Source organism: Microbulbifer maximicatervae (SeqCode), from assembly GCF_052468155.1.
In genome coordinates, this window is record NZ_CP174335.1 from 1,710,661 (window position 1) to 1,729,206 (window position 18,546).

Genomic DNA, 18,546 nt, shown 5'->3' on the forward strand with positions numbered 1-18,546 from the left:
TCTTAGTTTTAAGAGTGCGGCGAGATTGAGAGCTATTCCATTACCACTCGACGCAGATCTTGCCAAAGTGCGACCCGCTGGCCTGGTACTCAAATGCTGCAGCCAGTTCCTCCATAGGGTAAGTCTTATCAATCACTGGCTGTATCTGGTTGGTTTCCAATGCGGTGACATATTCCCGTTGATCCCTACGGCTTCCAACGATCAAGCCCTGTAACCGGGCCTGCTTGGCCATCAACAGTGCTGTGGGCACTTCTCCCGAGCGGCCCGTTAAAACACCAATCAATGAAATATGGCCGCCAACTCTGACTGAATGGATCGATTGCTCTAGTGTACCGGGGCCACCGAGCTCAATAATATGGTCCGCACCTTTGCCTTCCGTCAGCTCTATAACCTTTTTTGACCACTGTGTATGCGTGCGATAGTTGACGCCATGATTGGCGCCTAATTTTTTGGCGCGCTCCAGTTTCTCGTCGGAAGAAGAAGTAACAATAACTTTGGCCCCCAGTATTTTGGCAATCTGAATTACCGTAATAGATACTCCGCCAGTGCCTAGAGTCAATATTGTGTCGCCAGGTTTTACCTTGCCGTCTACTACCAATGCCCGCCAAGCAGTAAGGCCTGCGGTAGTAATGGTTGCCGCCTGAGCGTGGCTCCAGCCTTTTGGGGCAAGGGTAAAGGCGCTCTGATCGCGCACAACAAACTCAGCGGCCATCCCATCGATACCGTCACCAGGCGTATTGGCAAAGTTACCCACGGAAGCCATAGGCGTACCTGCTGGCCACTGTGGGAAAAAGCACGACACAACAGAATCGCCAACCTGAAAATCGGTAACTCCCTCACCAACTGCATCCACGATACCGCCTCCATCAGACATCAGAATACGGCCGTCTTCTGTGGGAATACCGCCGTTGGCAACCAAAAGATCGTGGAAGTTGAGGGAGGAGGCTTTAATTGCAACACGGATTTGGCCTGGGCCGGGTGCTCCCGGGTTAGCGATGTCGCTAACCGAAATATTTTCTAGTCCGCCTGGTGTTTTTAGTGTTAATGCTCTCATGCTACTTATCCTTCGTTATTTGTAATACCGCTATATATTGTGATTAAGAGGATCAGTTTTAGCAGACTTTGGGTATAGGCGCTTGTCGAAATTTAGTTTCGCTTGTAATAGGGCAATGTTTAATATAGGAAATCATAGCAATATTGTCGTAAATTTTTACTTAACTAGCCGGCTCGAGTAAATAGGGTAGTCGTCTAACTGTTTGAAAAGTTACCTAGTTTGATTCGTCAAAAAATGCGCCTAGATTGATATGATTTCATTTTCAGTGTTTTATTTATCGTTCTATTATTTAAATACTAGCTTAGTTAAAGTTACGGTGAATAATATGCACGAGAATAAGGTTTTGGTTTGTTTATTTGTCTCTGTTGTAGCTTCTAATTTTTCATATTCTCTGAGTTACGATACTGGTAAAGAAAGTGACTGGCTGCTAAATGCAGAAAGTGAAAGGGATCGTCTAATTTTGTTACAAGACTCTCTTGGAGGGTTTTCTGCTTCGATGTGGGAGGTTGGAGCACGTTATAAAACGATTTATTCTGCTTTGCAAGGTGAGAATTTTGACCTTGCAATTTATCATTGGAAGAAAATCAAAACAGCAATAGAGAATGGTTATGTCAGGCGACCGGCTCGTAAAAAGAATGCCGATGCCATTTTTATGAAAAGTATATATGCGGATGTACTGAAGTCATTTGAAAGTCGGGATGTCAGGCGAGCATGGCAAGGATATTCTGCTGGACGTTCTGCTTGTATGACTTGCCATGTTGCTGAAAAAATTCCTTGGATGAATGATCAGCCGCTGTTTCGAGATACTGTGATTCCAGAATAGATATTTATGTTGATATTTGATTATATTAAATTAATCTAAATATGATTTCTTTGTGTTTTGTTGTTTGTAGAAGGAATAACTTTGGTGGCTGATTGCGTCGAGTAATTTTTATGTAAAGTGAATTTTAAAATAAAATATAAGTTGGTTTAATGTAAAAAAGATGTAGATTTTTAACTTGAAAGATATGTAAAAATATTTGATGTATGAATTTGTGTAATGATTTTCTATTGCGGATAGTGGTGATAATCACGGGTAACAAAAGACAAGACTTTGGGGTCCAGTATCCCATTTATACAAATCCTAATAATGAGCAGAATTATGAGGTTTTATTATTGTGTTGATGTTTATTGGATCAATTTAAGAAGGTGTTGTTTCCATTGTGCAAATATACTCGGTTCTGCTTTGTGTTAGGGGAACTCAATATAAGTTTCAGGCTGGTTTAACATTATTGTAAAAAACTGCTGCTATACACATCTATCTCGCTATCTTCTTTAACATCCAATTGGTGCGATCGCTTCGAAGTAGAGATAAAGACTGATGTCGATACAAGGAATATGAGTGGAGTAAAAATGGTGGGCCCTCCGGGACTCGAACCCAGGACCTGCCGATTATGAGTCGGATGCTCTAACCAACTGAGCTAAGGGCCCACACATTGCTTGCGAGGATCGTTGCAAGCGGTTGGGAAAGTACAAGATTTTCCCTTGTAAATCAATGCCTTTGTTAGCACTCAAGGCTGATATGGGCAAATTCTAGAAATCTTCTTCCCCTGTTGCTCAAGCTTTCGCCAACAACTGAATCTTTATGGGGTAGACGTCCACCTTGCGAAAGCTGCCAAACACCTTAATTGGTTCGGTAGTCTTAATTGGAAGCTGTAATTGGTACAGTTGTCTTGTTTATGCGAAATGGAGGTCAAAATCTCATACTAAAGTATTTAAATCGGCAGTTTAGGGATAAGGATACAGCACCAAACCAGGAATGCAGCGAAGAGGGCGACGGCGACGGCGGCGGAGCCTGTGTCTTTGGCAATCTTGGCCAGCGGGTGTTTCTCGGGGCCGATGCGGTCCACGGTCGCCTCAATAGCGCTGTTGATAAGTTCTATTGGGAGGACAAACATCACGGCTGCAATCAATATGGCGCGCTCAGTAGGTGTCTCCCCGGCCCAGAGTGCGAGAGGCACCATTAGGCAGGCGGCAATTACTTCCTGGCGAAAAGCTTCCTCATTGCGCCACGCAGCGACGAGCCCCTGACTGGAGTAGCTAGTGGCAGCCAGGAGGCGAGCAAACCCCTTCTTGCCGGGCTTGTTGGCAATCTCTTCAGATTTTTCCTGCTTATTCGCCATTTCTTTTTGCATGCTTATCTCCTGCTTTCACTAAGCCTGCGCTGGGAGGTCATCTTTATGTCACAAAAAAAAGCCCGGTTGAACCGGGCTTTAGTCTAGCGCTTACTCGTCGAGGAAGCTGCGTAAATGCTCCGACCTGGAGGGGTGTCGCAGTTTGCGCAATGCTTTCGCTTCGATCTGACGGATACGCTCGCGGGTTACGTCAAACTGTTTGCCCACCTCTTCCAGAGTGTGGTCGGTATTCATATCAATACCGAAACGCATACGCAGTACCTTGGCTTCACGGGCGGTGAGGCCGGAAAGCACGGAGCGGGTGGCGTCGTGCAGGCCAGTTTGAGTGGCGGTATCCACCGGCGAGGATTGATTTTGATCCTCGATAAAGTCACCCAGGTGGGAGTCTTCGTCGTCGCCGATAGGCGTCTCCATGGAGATCGGCTCTTTGGCGATCTTGAGGACTTTGCGCACCTTGTCTTCCGGCATTTCCATGCGCTCGCCCAGTTCTTCCGGAGTGGGCTCGCGACCCATTTCCTGCAGCATCTGGCGGCTGATACGGTTGAGCTTATTAATAGTCTCAATCATATGTACCGGGATACGGATGGTGCGGGCCTGGTCCGCAATAGAGCGGGTAATGGCCTGGCGAATCCACCAGGTGGCATAAGTGGAGAACTTGTAACCGCGGCGGTATTCGAACTTATCCACAGCCTTCATCAAGCCGATGTTGCCTTCCTGGATCAGGTCCAGGAACTGCAGGCCGCGGTTGGTGTACTTCTTGGCGATAGAGATAACCAGACGCAGGTTGGCTTCGACCATCTCTTTCTTGGCGCGGCGTGAACGGGCCTCACCAATGGACATGCGGCGGTTGATCTCTTTGATCTGGCCTACGTCCAGCTTAGCGCGCTCCTGGAACTGAGCCAGTTTGCGCTGGGCGCGAACAACCTCGTCTACGACGTGGCGCAGGGCATCGGAATAATCGCGCTTTTTCTTGATGATTGCGGGAATCCAATCATCATTGGTCTCGTTGCCGGGGAATTCCTTGATAAAGGTCTTGCGCGGCATGCGGGCGCGTTTGATACACATGGCCATAACCACGCGCTCTTGCTCGCGCACGCTATCGAGTACGTAGCGAACTTCGCCGTACAGCGGGTCGAACTGGCGGGGAGCCAGTTTAAAGAAGCGGAATACATCGCCAACGGCTTCGAGGGCCTGGCCAGCTTCTTTGGAATCGCGACCGTGGGCGGCGATGGCTTCGTCGGCAGCTTTCTGTGCGGCGATCAGCGCGTTCATGCGCTCGGCGAGCTCTTCGGGGTCGATACCGCCGGTAGCTTCCTCTTCTTCTTCTTCGCTGCTGTCGTCATCGCTGTCGTCGTCTTCGGCGTCGTCATCGGAATCTGATGACTCCGGCGCGCTGGCAGCGGCGGCGGCTTGGCCGGCCTGGGCTCCGGGCGGAACCTCGTCGGCGGGGTCGAGCCAACCGGAGATAATATCGGGGATGCGGCGCTCTTCTTTTTCGATCAGAGCGTACTCATCGATGATCTGCTGCACTGCACCCGGCCAGTAGGCCAGGGCGGCCATCAGTTCGCGCAGGCCCTCTTCGATACGCTTGGCAATGGCGATCTCGCCTTCGCGCGTGAGCAGCTCTACGGTGCCCATTTCGCGCATATACATGCGTACTGGATCGGTGGTTCGGCCTACGTCGGACTCTACGGCTGCCAGGGCAGCGGCAGCTTCGGCTGCGGCGATTTCATCAGCGGAGCTGTCGCCTTCAGCCATCAACAACTCTTCGGCATCCGGTGCGGTTTCAAACACCTTGATGCCCATGTCGTTGATCATGCCAATAATGTCTTCCACCTGATCGGGATCGGAAATATCTTCCGGTAGGTGGTCATTTACCTCGGCATAGGTCAGATAGCCCTGCTCTTTACCGCGGGCGATCAGTTCCTTAATGCGGGACTGTTGCTGGGTTTTGTCGGTCATGCACAACCCTGAATTCTGGGAATGAAAATACGGGACAAAGACGCGGGATTATAGCGTATTTGCACTAGCAATAACCACTCTAGCTGTCAAGTAACGGCGTAGGTGCGATGTTTAGGGTGCTGGGGTTCCCGATCCCGCCCGGCGGGGGTGAGTGAATATAGTGCTGAGCCCGCAGTTTTCAAGGGGTTGGCGCTTATTAATTCTGCTTTTTTCGCCAATTGGCTAATAGAGCCAGTTGTTCTTCGGGGCTCAACTGGGCGCTGTTCTTGAGTTGATCGAGTAAATCGCGGTTGCGCTGTTTGTCTGCAGCTTGTTTCAGGCGCAGCAGACAGTCGTTAAATTCGGTGTGCGGATCGTATTCCAGGTTGCTGTCATCCTGAGCGAGTTGCCGCGCGACCGATACCAGCGGAGATATAGCGAGCTTGGCCAGGGTATCGCAAGATTCTGCGCTGTGGTGTGCACGCCAGTGGCCGATCAATTGATAGAAATTTAATTGGGGGCGGCTTTTGTACAGTTCCACCAGTTGGATAAACAATGCCAGGTCTGCATTGCCGTCGATGGGGAATTGCTGTGGATTTTCGATTTGTGTTGCCAGCTCCGGGTGGTGCAACAGCAGGGCGATCAGCATGCGCTCTGGCGGCAGGAGATATTGGCTTTGGCGGCGCGGACTGTCGTAATTCGGTGCTGCACTTTCACTGAAGTTGTTGTCGCGCTGCCAGGGTTCCGGCGGTGTGCGGTGCTCCAGCTCCTCGTGAGGGGAGGGTGCTTGGCTTGGCTCTCCCGGTGCAGCTGTAGGTTGCGGGTGGGGCTGTTGCGGCGTGCGAGCTTTTTCTGTGCGGATAACCTCTTGCAGGGTTTCCTTGTCGAGCCCGGTGCGCGAGGCCAGTTGTTGGAACATCAGCTGGCGGTAGACGCCATCGGGCAGCAGGTCCAGCAGGGGGGCGGCGAGTTTGGACAGGCGCGCGCGGCCGTCCATGGTCTGCAGGTTGATATCTTCGCTCAGTAGGTCGAAGAGAAAATCTTCCAGCGGTAGGGATTGCTCCTTAATTAGCTGCTGGAAACGTTCACCGCCCAGTTGGCGTACCAGGGTGTCCGGGTCCTCGCCTTCCGGCAGCAGCAGGAAGCGCAGGCTGCGTCCGTCCTGCATCTGCGGCAGGGCCGACTCCAGAGCGCGGCGGGCGGCAGCGCGGCCGGCACGGTCGCCGTCAAAGCAAAACAGCAGTTCCGAGGTGTGGCGGAAGGCGAGTTGAATATGGTCTTCGCCACAAGCGGTGCCCAGGGTGGCGACGGCGCAGCGGATATCGAACTGGGCCAGTGCCACCACATCCATATAGCCTTCAACCACAATTAGGCGCTCTAAATTGCGGTTGGCCTGGCGCGCTTCCCACAGGCCGTAGAGTTCGCGGCTCTTGTGGAAAATCGGGGTTTCCGGGGAGTTCAGGTACTTGGGTTTGTCGTCGCCCAGTACCCGCCCGCCAAAGGCGATGGCGCGCCCGCGCTGGTCGCGGATCGGGAAAATAATACGGTTGCGGAAGCGGTCGTAGTGGTGGCGCGCGTTGGGCTTGGTATTGCCATCACTGTCCTGGCGGCGAATGGCCAGGCCTGCCAGTTCCAGTTGATCCGCTTTCTCGGGGGTATCGGCTAATGCATTGAGCAGGTTGTCCCAGCCCGGGGGCGCAAGGCCGATACCAAAGTCCCGGGCAATCTCACCGGAGAGGCCGCGATTGCGCAAGTAGGCCACCGCATTGCCTGCGGCGGGGTGGTTACGCAGCTGTTCACGGTAGTAGTCGGCGGCTTTCTCTGTGAGCTGGTAGAGAGATTGACTCTCCCGCTGGCGCTTTTCTTGCCCCGGTGCCAGTTGTTCCCTGGGAACTTCCAGTCCACGGGTGGCCGCGAGTTTTTCCACCGCTTCTGGGAAGGGCAGGCGGTCGTACTCCATGAGGAAGCCGATGGCATTGCCATTGGCACCGCAGCCGAAGCAATAATAAAACTGCTTGTCCGCACTCACGGTAAACGATGGGGTTTTCTCGTCGTGGAAGGGGCAGCAGGCAGAGTAGTTTTTGCCTGTTTTACGCAGCTTGACCCGGCTGTCCACCAGCTCGACGATATCTGCCCTTGCGAGCAGATCGTCAATAAAGTGCTGGGGTATCTTGCCGGCCATGGGGATTCGCTCAGCTTAGGCCAGTTGGGCCTTCACCAGTTTGCTCACCGCGCCCATATCTGCACGGCCCTGCACCTGGGGTTTAACCTGGGCGATGACTTTGCCCATATCCGCCATGCTGTTGGCACCGGTGTCTTTGACGGCGGAGGCAACGATATCGGTGATCTCAGCTTCGCTCAGCTGCTTCGGCAGGAATTCCTGGATAACTTCAATTTCAGCCTGCTCTACTGCTGCCAGTTCGGCCCGGCCAGCTTTCTCGTACTGGGTAATGGAGTCGCGGCGCTGCTTGGTCATTTTGTCCAGCAGGGCGAGGATGCGGGCGTCATCCAGGTCGATGCGCTCGTCGACTTCAACGCGTTTGATCTCGGCGTTGATCAGGCGCAGGGTGGCCAGGCGCTCTTTGTCTCGCGCTTTCATTGCGTCTTTAGTGGCTTGAGTCAGGGTTTCCTTGAGAGTGCTCATAGTGAGTGTTCCGAGATTGTTGGCAATGAATTTTGGATCAGGGGCTTAGGATAGCTTGTCTGTTGGGCGGGGGAAATGCGTTAGCCCAAACGAAAAACGGCGCGCGAGTATGGCTCGCACGCCGTTCTTTATAGCTCCGCTACGGGCTAAGCCCGTCCGGCCGCCTCGCTGCGACAGGCTTATGCAGCCTGCGGCTCTTAGTAGAGACGCTGGAACTTGCGGTTTTCGCGCTGAAGCTTTTTAGCGTGACGCTTTACAGCGGCAGCAGCTTTGCGCTTACGAACAGCGGTGGGCTTCTCGTAGAACTCGCGACGACGTACTTCAGACAGTACGCCTGCTTTTTCACAGGAGCGCTTGAAACGGCGCAGGGCGATATCGAAAGGTTCGTTGTCTTTGATTCGTACAGAGGGCATTAGGATACCTGTTAAAATTCGTTTCTCTCGGCCATTCCGGCAATGCTCTCGCAGTTGCATCCGGTGGCCGGTTCACAGCGAGGGCGCAAATTCTAAACACTCCTATACGGGATCGCAACCCCATTTTCCAGTATGATAACCACCCCTCGAAGTAGTCACGAGAATGAGATCAAGTGCGCGTCCTTGGTATAGAAACCTCCTGCGATGAAACTGGCGTCGCTATTTACGATTCTGAGTCCGGTTTGCTCAGCCATGCCCTGTTCAGTCAAGTGGACCTGCATGCCGATTATGGCGGCGTAGTCCCTGAGCTGGCGAGCCGTGATCATGTGCGCAAACTCTTGCCGCTGATTTGCCAGGTAATGAAGAAGGCCGAGACCAGCCCTTCAGACCTCAATGGTATCGCCTATACCGCGGGCCCCGGTCTGGTGGGAGCGCTAATGGTCGGGGCCTGCGCGGCCCGTGCACTGGCCTATGGCTGGGATATCCCGGCGGTGGCGGTGCACCATATGGAAGGCCACCTGCTGGCTCCAATGCTGGAGGATAATCCGCCCGCCTTTCCTTTTGTGGCCCTGCTGGTTTCCGGCGGACACACCCAGCTGGTGGAGGTGCGGGGGCTCGGCGATTACGAATTGATGGGTGAATCCCTGGATGATGCCGCCGGCGAGGCCTTTGATAAGGCCGCCAAAATGCTCGACCTGGATTATCCCGGTGGCCCGCGTTTGGCTGCCCTGGCGGAGAAAGGAGACCCCAAACGTTTTACCTTCCCGCGTCCTATGACTGATCGACCGGGGTTGGATTTCAGTTTTTCAGGTCTTAAAACCTTCACCCTGACGACGGTGCGCAAGCACGCCCTGGAGGATGGTTTACCGGACGAGCAGACTTGCGCAGATATTGCTGCGGCCTTCCAGGAGGCGGTAGTGGATACCCTGGTGATTAAATGTCGTCGCGCTATTAAGGCTTCCGGCTATAAAACCCTGGTGATTGCCGGTGGAGTTTCCGCAAATAAATTATTGCGTGAGCGTTTGGAAACGAGCCTGCGAAAGGATAAGGCCAGCGTCTACTATCCCCGCCATGAATTCTGCACTGATAACGGGGCCATGATCGCCTACGCCGGTAGTTTACGTTTAAAAGCAGGGGAGCAGACGAGCCTTGCGGTAGATGTGCGTCCGCGCTGGCCTATGACAGAATTGCCCAAGACCGAACTTTAAAAATCCCAGGAATAGCCTGGCAGTAAAAAGAAAAGAGCCGATAAATGGATATTGTTTATATACGGGATTTAAAGGTGAATACCATTATTGGTATTTACGATTGGGAGCGGGAAGTGCGCCAGACGGTCAGTCTCGATTTGGAGATGGCCTTCGATATTAGTGAGGCGGCGCGCACAGACAATATCGAGTACACACTTAACTATAAAGCGGTGGCCAAGCGCTTGATCGCTTTTATTGAAAGCAGTGAGTTTCTGTTGGTGGAGACCATGGCAGAGCAGGCTGCGGCAATTGTTAGGGAAGAGTTTTCTGTAAGCTGGCTGCGACTGCGGTTGTCCAAGCCGGGTGCGGTCAGAGGGTCCAGGGATGTGGGTGTCATTATTGAGCGCGGCGAGAGGCCGGCAAAAGGTGCAGCAGCGATGTCTGCGGGAGTGTAAACGTGGCTCAGGTGTATCTCAGCCTCGGCAGTAATATCAATCGTGCGCAATATATCCGCGCAGCGCTGGATGCCTTGACCGGGCGGTTTGGCGAATTACAGGTGTCCCGGGTCTTCGAAAGTGAAGCGGTGGGTTTCCAGGGCGATAACTTTTACAACCTGGTTGTGGGGCTACAGACTGACCTGCCGGTAGGGCAGCTGGCCCTGTGTCTGCGAGGTATTGAAGATGCCAACGGCCGCCTGCGCTCCGGGCCTAAGTTCAGCGCGCGCACCCTGGATATTGATACCCTCACCTACGACCACCTGACCGGAACTGTCGACGGGGTAAAATTGCCTCGAGGTGAAATTGTAAAAAATGCCTTTGTTTTACAGCCTCTGGCAGAGATAGCACCGGAAGTACTGCATCCGGTCGAGCAGAAAACATACCGTCAACTGTGGAATGAGTACGACCAGGACTCGCAAAAATTGTGGCCGGTAGAATTTATTTGGCCGTGATTCCAATAAATTTTTAAAAAATGTAGATAAAAAAGCAGCCCTTTGCGGCTGCTTTTTTTTAGGAATAATTAACTTAGGCTCATTAGCGCTTCTTTGGTGAACGGAGTGATTTCCTCCGCGCGATCTTCACGCACCTTGGCGAACCAGTGTGGGTCTTGTAATAGCGCGCGGCCAACGGCAATCAGGTCGAACTCCTGGTTGTCCATACGGCGGGTCAGTTCGGCTAAATCGGTAGGATTGGCAGTGCCGCCCATGCCCTGGTTATTGCCGCCGATAAAATCATCGTCGAGGCCGACACTGCCGACAGAAATTACCGGTTTTCCCGTCAATTCCTTGGTCCAGCCTGCCAAGTTGAGATCAGAACCCTCAAATTCTGGCACCCAGAAGCGTCTTGTCGACGCGTGGAAAATATCAACGCCGGCTTCAACCAGTGGTGCTAGGAAGCGTTTCAGTTCTTCCGGGTTTTGCGCCAACTTGGCTTCGTAATCCTGCTGCTTCCACTGGGAGTAGCGCAGCACTATGGCGAAATCTTCGCCTACGGCTTCACGTACCGCTTTGATAATTTCCACTGCAAAGCGGGTGCGATTTTCGATGGAGCCACCGTACTCGTCATCGCGTTGGTTGGTACCTTCCCAGAAAAACTGGTCGATCAGGTAGCCGTGGGCGCCGTGAATCTCTACACCGTCAAACCCAATTTCCTTGGCTGCTTTCGCCGCGTCTGCAAAAGCTTGTACAACTTCCTGGATGTCCTCTTTGCTCATCGCCTGGCCATTGGGCTTGCCGGGTTTGAACAGACCTGAGGGGGAGTAGCCGGGCACTGATTTATCCGGGCCTATGCCCTCTTTGCGCACGGAGCCTACGTGCCATAACTGCGGGATAATCTGGCCACCGGCAGCGTGTACTTCGTCTACCACTTTTTTCCAGCCGGCGAGAGCGGCCTCACCGTAGATTGCCGGAACATTCTCGTAGCCGTTTGCGGCTTTATGATTAACGAAGGTGCCTTCGGTAATAATTAGTCCCACTTCGCCCTCGGCACGGCGGCGGTAATAGCCGGCCACTTGGTCATTGGCTGAATAGCCCGGTGACATGGTGCGGGTCATGGGAGCCATCGCAACCCGGTTGCGCAGTTTTAGGGATTTATGCTCGAAAGGACGCAGCAGGCTGTCCAGGGAACCACTCATATCTCTCTCCTGAATGTCTCGATTCAAAATTGGGACTCAATGGTCCCGCTCGGTCACAATTAAAACGGTTGCGTTATAAGACCTTATTTCGAGGCTGAGTTCAATATCTGGTTTCGTATTGCAACCCTTTTGTCGGTATACTAGGGGTATGTCACGTAAACGCTTTGATGATCTTGATTGCTCCCTGGCTTGCGCCCTAAATGAGGTGGGGGACTGGTGGTCCCTGCTGATAATTAAGCAGGCGATGCTGGGTACCCGCCGTTTTGTGGATTTCCAAAGAAACCTGGGAATTGCCAAAAATATCCTTGTGGATCGGTTATCACGTCTGGTGGATAACGAGGTGCTGGTACGCTTTGATGCGGGTGAACACGGTACTCGCTACGAGTACCGCTTAACGGAAAAAGGCCGGGACCTGTTTACGGTGGTAATCGCCCTGCGCCAGTGGAATCTGCGCTGGAACGGCAATAAAGATGGGATACACCTGGTCGATAAAAACAGTGGTGAGCCTATCTCCGAAGTGGCTGTTCAGAATGCCCAGGGACAAAAACTCAGTATTCGCGATGTATTATTTGTGGATGAAAATGGCCAGCCCCTAGAGCAGGCTGGCTAGCTGGCTTTTTGAGGGGCTCTATCAATCCTGGCTCTTGGACAGCAGTCTGATTATGTCCAGAGCCCTGCCCGGCTCCCAACGCATAACAGAGACAACGCCGTGCATGGCCAGTAGGCGCTGGTCTATTTCCCCTTTCTCCTGAAGCTTGTGTAATTTCTCTGTGGCCTCGGTAAAGCCGCGCTGCTCATAAGTGAGTAGTAATTTGACGGTCTGCTCCACCGGAGTGATTTGGCGTGGAACAGGGGTATACCCCATCGCGCTTACCATACTCTCAGCCGCCAGCCAGGTGGACCAGGGGTTTTGCCCGGTAATAAGCTGGCCATCCACGCTGACTTGTTCCAGGTAAGTGGGCCCAGCCTGAAAAAACGCGCCTTGCTCACGTAAGCGATCCTCAAGCAGGAATGGAAATCGTTGCTCGGCGTCAGGGATAAGAAAAAGCTCCTCTTCGTTAGTAAAAGCACTGATCTGCCGATCGGCGATTAAGGGCTTGCCATTATCCAGGGTGACATTGGCAAGGGCTGCTGGCCCGTGGCATACCGCTCCGATAATTTTGCCGCTGTTATAGATTTCCCGCACCAGGGACTGAATATGGGGATTGTCGGGGAAATCAAACATGGTGCCTTTACCGCCGACAAAAAATACGGCCTGGTAATCTTCTGCTGATACCTGATCGATAGGAATACTGTGATTGACCTTTTGTTGTGCCTCCGGGTCATTGAGAAAGGCATAGTCGAAAGGCCCCAGATCATCTTTATCGATCACCGCAGGCGGTTTGCCGCCTTTGGGACTGGCAATATCGACAATAAATCCGTTGGCTGAAAAGATGTAATAGGGGCGTGCCAGTTCAGTTAATTCATAACCAGTTGCCTTGCCATTATCTCCCATCGTTTCAGTACTGGTGACAACAGCTAAGATTTTTCCTCGGCTTTCCCTGGGTAATTGTTGTAAATACGGCAGGTCACTTACTGTCGTAGTGGAAAAGTCCTGCTCTTGGGGTGGAATTAGGCCCTTAATCCAAATAATAAAACCAAAAAATATGGACAAAGTCAGAGCCAGGGAAATAACAATTTTCTTCAACATATTAATCTCCAAAATTGCAGTAGCAGACGGAAAATCTTCTAGTGAGTTCGTAGGAGAATAAGGGATGGAAGGTGAAATTCAGGTGAGATTACAATTGCTATTTAGGAAGAAAGAAAAAGCTGCGCTCGAGATCGTATAAGGTATGGATGCTGATTCACTGTGCATCTCGAGCGCATACGGTAAAAATTTGAATCTTAGAACGCTACTGTGTAAAAGATAGAGAGCACTGATAAATATTTTTTTTACACTGGATAGAGATGGTCCAATTTAAGGCTTCACAGATTCTCTTGGCCAGGAAAAGGCCTTGACCAATGCCGTCACTGCCTTCCCTCTTTTGGCCGGGTAAGAGGGAGGTTTCTAGATCTAATTGGTTGTCTGTGGCGTTCTCAAAAAAGAGTGTGTCCCCCTTATAGGTAATAACCAATTCAGGGCTGGTAGCGTGCTGTAATGCATTGCTGATCAAGTTGTCGAAGAGCAGACTTACCAGGTGTCGATTGGCCAGGACTCTGACTTTGTGCCCTAACTTTAAATCAACATTAAAATGCTTTTGTACAATTAACTGGTGTTGAGCTAAAAGACGTTCCTCTAGTAAAGCGCACAATGGGATATCTTCCGACTGTAGAGACTCAGAGCGGGCGAGGGCTAATAGTGTCTTAACGGTTTTTTCCATACCGGTAACAGTTTCTAAGAGCTCATTTTTCTCAGCTAAAGTCATTTCCCGATTTTGACTGAGAGCCAGTGTGCTTTTCAGAATGGTTAGTCCGGTGCGCAACTCATGGCTTGTATCCCGGGTAAACTCAGTTTCCCTGCGCAATGTTAGCTTGAGCTGGTTAAGTGTATCTTGCAGCGTACTTGCGAGATAACCGATTTCATCTTGTTCATTGTTATAGGGCAGGGAAATTTGAGAATCGCAGTTTCTCTGCTGCTGAACTGCTTTAGCGAGGGTTACTACAGGCGCGATGGTTTTACGGGAAATACGAAAAGCACAATAGAGGGCTAAGAGTAGGGTCAAGATACAGGCGCTGGCAAAGAGCCAGAGAAGCTTTGAAGATTGTCGGGTAACAGTGAGCAATTCACTGACTTCAGCTACGAGAACGGCGGAATGGTTGTCCGGAAAATGTACTCTGCGTAAATGGAAGTGATGTTCAGTATCACTAAACCACTCAGCCTTTTCTGCATAGCTTGGTAAGGCTGTGCGCAGTTCGGCCGGAATTACTTTGCTTTCAGTGTATAGCGTTAAATAGGGTAGGCGTGGCTCTGGGGTCGTATTAGTCAGTCTTGCCTGCTGTTCGAGGTAGCGGACTTCTCCGGCCAATAAGTTATCGAATAAATGGTCTTCAACTACATAGGCCACCATCATACAAATGGCAAAAAACACCAAGCATAGCAGCAGGGTAAAACTGCCAAAAATAGCGAAGACCTTCCTCTGTAAATTACTGGTTTCGCGCATTGGGAGTTTCCAACTGATAACCGAGATTGGTGATGGTTTTCAACATAGGGGCCTGGAAAGGCTTATCCAGTGTTTGGCGAAGACTATAAATGTGGGATTTTAAGGCGTCTGTTTCTGGGGGTTCATCACCCCAAATATGGTGGATTATTGCCGAGCGACTTACTGGTGCTGGCGACGCCTGGGCGAGCATAGTGAGAATGCGAAAACCGATAGTTGTCAGGGGCAGAGGTTGTTTATCCCGGTAGGCCGTTTGCTGGCGCTGGTTTATCTGTAAATCACCGACCTTAATTTCTTCACTGGTATGCAGCTGGTGTCTACGTGCCAGGGCGCGGCATCTCAGTATCAGTTCCCTTGGTTCGAAGGGCTTACATAAGTAGTCATCGGCACCGATACCAAATCCGCGTTCTTTATCTGCGAGAGCATCTCGGGCAGTTAACATCAGAATTGGCATGTTAACTGGCGCTTGTGCCTTGATCTTTTCGCAGACCTCTAAGCCGTCCATATCCGGCAGGCCCAGGTCGAGAATAATCAGGTCGAAGATTTGTTCCAGGGCCAGCTGTAAGCCCTGGCGGCCCCGCTGGGCATAATCTATCTGCCAGCCCTCAGCGTGCAGGAATTCGGCAAGCTGGCGGGCGATAGTGGGGTTATCTTCAATCAACAATATCTTCAGTGAGCGCACCGGCAAATCTCTTGTGGCAGAGGAAGTTACAAAGCATTCTGACAGAGTGCCGGTGAAATTGAAGTGAAGCCCCGTTGTTGGACTGTTTTAGATATTGGTTGGACCGCCCTAGATATTGAGGTTGCGGCCGCCGTCAACGGCAATAACCTGGCCGTTGATATAGGGGGCGTCACAGATCAGGAAGCGCACGGTTTTGGCGATATCGCTGGGGTCACCGGTTCGGGCCAAAGGAATGCGCTGGGTGATTTGTGCTTTCTTGGCTTCGTTAGTTGCCTCTTGTTCCGGCCAAAGAATGGCACCGGGGGCGACTGCATTGACCCGCACCTGGGGCGATAGCTCCAGAGCGAGGCTTTTTGTCAGCATTACCAGTCCAGCCTTGGCGGCGCAGTAAATAGTATGCTTGGGCATCGGGCGCTCGGCGTGAATATCCGCCATATTAACAACGCAACCCTGTTGTTGGCAGAGTGTTTCTTTCAGGGCCTGAGTGAGAAAGAAGGGGGCTTTGAGGTTGCTGCCTACCAGCCGATCCCAGTCCTCCTCGGTTGCACTTCCCACAGGTGTGGGGTGAAATGCTGAGGCATTGTTGACCAGAACATCAATACCGCCCCAGGCCTCTTGTGCACGTTGGGCCAGATTGGAACAGGCTTCGGCGCTATTCAACTCACTGTGCAACGCTATGGCAGAGTTGGGGCGACGTTGGTTCAGCTCGTTTGCCAGGGCCTTGGCAGCATCAGCCGAGTTGCGATAGTGAATAACAACTCTGTGATCTCTATGCAGCTCTTCAGCAATAGCACGGCCCAGGCGTGCGGCGGCACCGGTAATCAACACATTACGCAATGTAGTTATCCTTTACTCTGGCGATTGCCTTGATGCGCTCCCGGTCCAGTGCTTGCCCCAGTTTCGCACCCTGGTAGCCCTGTTTAATCAACTCCTCGGCAGTTACTGCCGCTGCCCCATCTCGAGCGGCGCGCAAAAATTCCACCTGTGGATAATCTCGATTCTCCAGCCCCTCACGACCTCGGGCATCTGCCTCACAGGCGCGAAGAAAGTTTTCAAATCGCTCGGGACGTCGCAAGGCATCCAGACTGCGGATCATTTTCATAATGGTTTGTGGGCGCAATTCGAAGGCTCTGTGGCAATGCAGGTGATATTCGCAGACCCCGACAGCTAGTGCAGTCAGGTCTTTTGGGGTACGCCAGCGCTCACAGACGGCCTTTACAAGAGGTACGCCTGCGGCCTCGTGGCCGTGGTGGCTGGGGAGAATCTCTTCGGGAGTCAGTCCTTTGCCCAGGTCGTGTAGCAGTACTGCAAAACGCAAGGGGAGCTCTGGCGGTGCGGCGCGCAGGGCTAGCAGTACGTGTTCTCCAGTGTCCACTTCGGGGTGGTGTTTGGGCGGCTGGGGAACACCAAACAAATTCTCTAACTCTGGTAACAGTACCGAGAGGGCGCCGCAGTCTCGCAGTACCCGAATAAAAATATCGGGGTCTGGCTCGGTAAGTGCCCGGCTTACCTCTTTCCAGACCCTCTCGGCCACCAGGTATTCCACTTCACCTGCTTCTACCATCTGGCGCATGAGTATCATGGTCTCAGGGGCAACGCTAAAGCCAAGGTGATGGTAGCGGGCGGCAAAGCGGGCCACTCGCAGTACTCTTAGCGGGTCTTCGGCAAATGCAGGGGAAACATGGCGCAAAAGCCGAGCTTCAAGATCTTCCTGCCCACCGTAGGGGTCAATTAGATTGCCGTCTCTGTCTTCTGCAATGGCATTAATAGTGAGATCTCGCCGCAGGAGATCCTCTTCCAGAGTGATATTGGCATCGGCGTTAACGGTAAAACCGCCATAGCCGTGGCCGCTCTTTCTTTCGGTTCGAGCGAGAGCGTATTCTTCACCGGTTTCAGGGTGTAGGAATACTGGAAAATCTTTGCCGACTGGGCTGTATCCGAGGTCCTGCATTCTATCTGCATCTGCCCCAACTACTACCCAGTCGCGCTCGGTGACTGGACGATTCAAAAGTCTGTCGCGCACTGCGCCGCCAACAAGGTAAATCTTCAAAACATTTGCTCCAGAGCTGGAGGGTCCAGTGATCTGATAGGTGATTGTACTGCCATAAGTCCATTTGTTCCGGCGTTGTTCCAGGTTTGTCTGCTGGACGGAGGATGAGCGGTAGGAGTGTAAGAAGCTTCGGCAAGATAAAAAAAAGGCCCCGAAAAAACAAGGGGGCCCAGGGTCTTAGGGTATTCGCTTAGCAAACATTTCTTTGCCAACTGTGGGGGCTCTGACTTAACGGCCACACCACTGGAAAGGATCGCGTGACAAGTCCCAAGTCACGAATCTAGTGTCATTCTAAGAAACCTGTCTTACCTGTCAACTATATCTATTAGTATTTTTTGAGGGGGTTGTTCCGCTGTTCGTTAATAAATTACATGGACCGAATTTCGGGCTGGGTTTGCAGCATTAAACAGCATAATTTATAGGGGCGGTTCAGCTGGGCAGGATAATTTCACGTGTAACTCTGTGGGGCAGAGGATACTTTCGGGAAGTTGACTGTTCTTCTTTTTAATCGCAGTTGTTGGGGAGAATAAAGATGAGCGAATTACATGTGCTAACCACCGGGGAAGCAGCCAGGTACTGCGGTGTTAACTTCCGAACGGTGATTCGCTGGATTGAGCGTGGCCAGCTCAAGGCATACAAACTTCCAGGGCGTGGTGACCACCGTATCTGTGTTGAGGATTTCGTGGGCTTCCTGCGGGACAACTCAATGCCAGTTCCGAACGACCTGGCAGTTCCCAGTCGAAAAGTGCTTTTGTTAACGACTGATCCTGAGCTGACTTCAGGTGGACGCCAGGCGCTTCAGCAGATGGGGTGTGAAGTAGAAGTAGCTAGTGATAGTTTTTCCGCCGGTATCTTGATGGCGAGTGCCAAGCCTGCGTTGTTAGTGGTTGACACTGGGTTGCTTGGGGAGAGTGGGTTTCAGGTGCTGGACTACCTCAGATCCCGCAGTGAGTATTCAAATTTGAGCATTCTGGTTGTGCCTTCTGATGACGATGGCGAGAAAGCCCGTTGGCTGGATGCTGGAGCTGATGCTCTTTTAACTCACCGTTCTGAGCACGGTGAACTTTCTGCAAAGGCCAAGCTTTTGTTGGAAGCTGATGCCTAAGTAGCGCGATTCGCAAGTGGGTATTATTT

General features: G+C 52.0%; 18 protein-coding genes and 1 tRNA gene. 6 read left to right on the forward strand and 13 right to left on the reverse strand.

The genetic code is table 11. The annotated features are described in order from the left end of the window. Window positions 1-40: 40 nt before the first annotated feature. Window positions 41-1,054 (reverse strand): zinc-dependent alcohol dehydrogenase family protein, encoded by a 1,014-nt coding sequence (locus tag ACJJIY_RS07260; protein WP_445359369.1) that lies wholly within the window; start codon window positions 1,052-1,054, stop codon window positions 41-43. A gap of 325 nt (window positions 1,055-1,379) precedes the next feature. Here ACJJIY_RS07260 and ACJJIY_RS07265 point away from each other — a divergent pair, with 325 nt between their 5' ends. After that, entirely contained in the window at window positions 1,380-1,877 is a 498-nt protein-coding gene (locus ACJJIY_RS07265; RefSeq protein WP_445359370.1) for a hypothetical protein, read from the forward strand. A 570-nt stretch (window positions 1,878-2,447) separates the two neighbouring features. On the opposite strand, the gene ACJJIY_RS07270 is transcribed toward ACJJIY_RS07265, so the two are convergent. The 6 genes from ACJJIY_RS07270 to rpsU all read right to left on the reverse strand — a co-directional run bounded on the left by ACJJIY_RS07270 (window position 2,448) and on the right by rpsU (window position 8,226). Continuing rightward, window positions 2,448-2,524 (reverse strand) — tRNA-Ile (locus ACJJIY_RS07270). A 284-nt stretch (window positions 2,525-2,808) separates the two neighbouring features. Beyond that, the gene (locus tag ACJJIY_RS07275; RefSeq protein ID WP_444912029.1) at window positions 2,809-3,228 is read right to left on the reverse strand and encodes a diacylglycerol kinase; all 420 of its coding nucleotides are present in this window, start codon (window positions 3,226-3,228) and stop codon (window positions 2,809-2,811) included. Window positions 3,229-3,318: 90 nt separating this feature from the next. After that, window positions 3,319-5,190 carry an RNA polymerase sigma factor RpoD gene (rpoD, locus tag ACJJIY_RS07280; protein WP_445359371.1) on the reverse strand — a complete coding sequence of 624 codons (1,872 nt, stop codon included), beginning with the start codon at window positions 5,188-5,190 and terminating at the stop codon, window positions 3,319-3,321. Between the two features lie 196 nt (window positions 5,191-5,386). Beyond that, on the reverse strand, window positions 5,387-7,351 hold the full coding sequence (dnaG, locus tag ACJJIY_RS07285; protein WP_444895332.1) for a DNA primase: 1,965 nt from the start codon (window positions 7,349-7,351) through the stop codon (window positions 5,387-5,389). A 15-nt stretch (window positions 7,352-7,366) separates the two neighbouring features. Beyond that, window positions 7,367-7,813, reverse strand: coding sequence for a GatB/YqeY domain-containing protein (locus ACJJIY_RS07290; RefSeq protein ID WP_108731584.1), 447 nt, complete (start codon window positions 7,811-7,813; stop codon window positions 7,367-7,369). 197 nt (window positions 7,814-8,010) lie between these two features. After that, window positions 8,011-8,226, reverse strand: coding sequence for a 30S ribosomal protein S21 (rpsU, locus tag ACJJIY_RS07295; protein ID WP_020411530.1), 216 nt, complete (start codon window positions 8,224-8,226; stop codon window positions 8,011-8,013). 173 nt (window positions 8,227-8,399) lie between these two features. On the opposite strand from rpsU, the gene tsaD reads away from it, so the two are divergent. Genes tsaD through folK form a run of 3 tightly spaced genes read left to right on the forward strand, consistent with a single transcriptional unit; the run spans window position 8,400 to window position 10,362 of the window. Then, a complete protein-coding gene (gene tsaD, locus ACJJIY_RS07300; RefSeq protein WP_445359372.1) occupies window positions 8,400-9,434 on the forward strand; it encodes a tRNA (adenosine(37)-N6)-threonylcarbamoyltransferase complex transferase subunit TsaD in 1,035 nt (344 codons plus the stop codon). Between the two features lie 44 nt (window positions 9,435-9,478). Then, window positions 9,479-9,868, forward strand: coding sequence for a dihydroneopterin aldolase (gene folB, locus ACJJIY_RS07305; RefSeq protein ID WP_020411528.1), 390 nt, complete (start codon window positions 9,479-9,481; stop codon window positions 9,866-9,868). A gap of 2 nt (window positions 9,869-9,870) precedes the next feature. After that, on the forward strand, window positions 9,871-10,362 hold the full coding sequence (folK, locus tag ACJJIY_RS07310; RefSeq protein ID WP_445359373.1) for a 2-amino-4-hydroxy-6-hydroxymethyldihydropteridine diphosphokinase: 492 nt from the start codon (window positions 9,871-9,873) through the stop codon (window positions 10,360-10,362). A 68-nt stretch (window positions 10,363-10,430) separates the two neighbouring features. Here the strand turns inward: folK and ACJJIY_RS07315 are convergent, their stop codons facing one another. After that, window positions 10,431-11,543, reverse strand: a complete 1,113-nt coding sequence (locus tag ACJJIY_RS07315) for an NADH:flavin oxidoreductase (RefSeq protein ID WP_445359374.1) — start codon at window positions 11,541-11,543, stop codon at window positions 10,431-10,433. 148 nt (window positions 11,544-11,691) lie between these two features. On the opposite strand from ACJJIY_RS07315, the gene ACJJIY_RS07320 reads away from it, so the two are divergent. Further along, window positions 11,692-12,153, forward strand: a complete 462-nt coding sequence (locus tag ACJJIY_RS07320; RefSeq protein WP_445359375.1) for a winged helix-turn-helix transcriptional regulator — start codon at window positions 11,692-11,694, stop codon at window positions 12,151-12,153. Window positions 12,154-12,174: 21 nt separating this feature from the next. Here ACJJIY_RS07320 and ACJJIY_RS07325 read toward each other — a convergent pair whose 3' ends face one another. The 5 genes from ACJJIY_RS07325 to ACJJIY_RS07345 form a co-directional block, all read right to left on the reverse strand. Next, window positions 12,175-13,233 carry a type 1 glutamine amidotransferase domain-containing protein gene (locus ACJJIY_RS07325; RefSeq protein WP_445359376.1) on the reverse strand — a complete coding sequence of 353 codons (1,059 nt, stop codon included), beginning with the start codon at window positions 13,231-13,233 and terminating at the stop codon, window positions 12,175-12,177. A 202-nt stretch (window positions 13,234-13,435) separates the two neighbouring features. After that, the gene (locus ACJJIY_RS07330; protein ID WP_444895326.1) at window positions 13,436-14,683 is read right to left on the reverse strand and encodes a sensor histidine kinase; all 1,248 of its coding nucleotides are present in this window, start codon (window positions 14,681-14,683) and stop codon (window positions 13,436-13,438) included. After that, the gene (locus tag ACJJIY_RS07335; RefSeq protein ID WP_413664232.1) at window positions 14,667-15,362 is read right to left on the reverse strand and encodes a response regulator transcription factor; all 696 of its coding nucleotides are present in this window, start codon (window positions 15,360-15,362) and stop codon (window positions 14,667-14,669) included. Before ACJJIY_RS07335 ends, ACJJIY_RS07330 begins: the two co-directional genes overlap by 17 nt. Before the next feature lie 108 nt (window positions 15,363-15,470). Beyond that, window positions 15,471-16,199 carry a pteridine reductase gene (locus ACJJIY_RS07340; RefSeq protein WP_445359377.1) on the reverse strand — a complete coding sequence of 243 codons (729 nt, stop codon included), beginning with the start codon at window positions 16,197-16,199 and terminating at the stop codon, window positions 15,471-15,473. Then, complete coding sequence (locus ACJJIY_RS07345) at window positions 16,192-17,412, reverse strand: multifunctional CCA addition/repair protein (RefSeq protein ID WP_445359378.1); 1,221 nt, start codon at window positions 17,410-17,412, stop codon at window positions 16,192-16,194. The genes ACJJIY_RS07340 and ACJJIY_RS07345 overlap by 8 nt, the downstream gene beginning before the upstream one ends. Before the next feature lie 532 nt (window positions 17,413-17,944). On the opposite strand from ACJJIY_RS07345, the gene ACJJIY_RS07350 reads away from it, so the two are divergent. Beyond that, window positions 17,945-18,517 (forward strand): helix-turn-helix domain-containing protein, encoded by a 573-nt coding sequence (locus ACJJIY_RS07350; protein WP_413664235.1) that lies wholly within the window; start codon window positions 17,945-17,947, stop codon window positions 18,515-18,517. The last annotated feature ends 29 nt before the right edge of the window (window positions 18,518-18,546 follow it).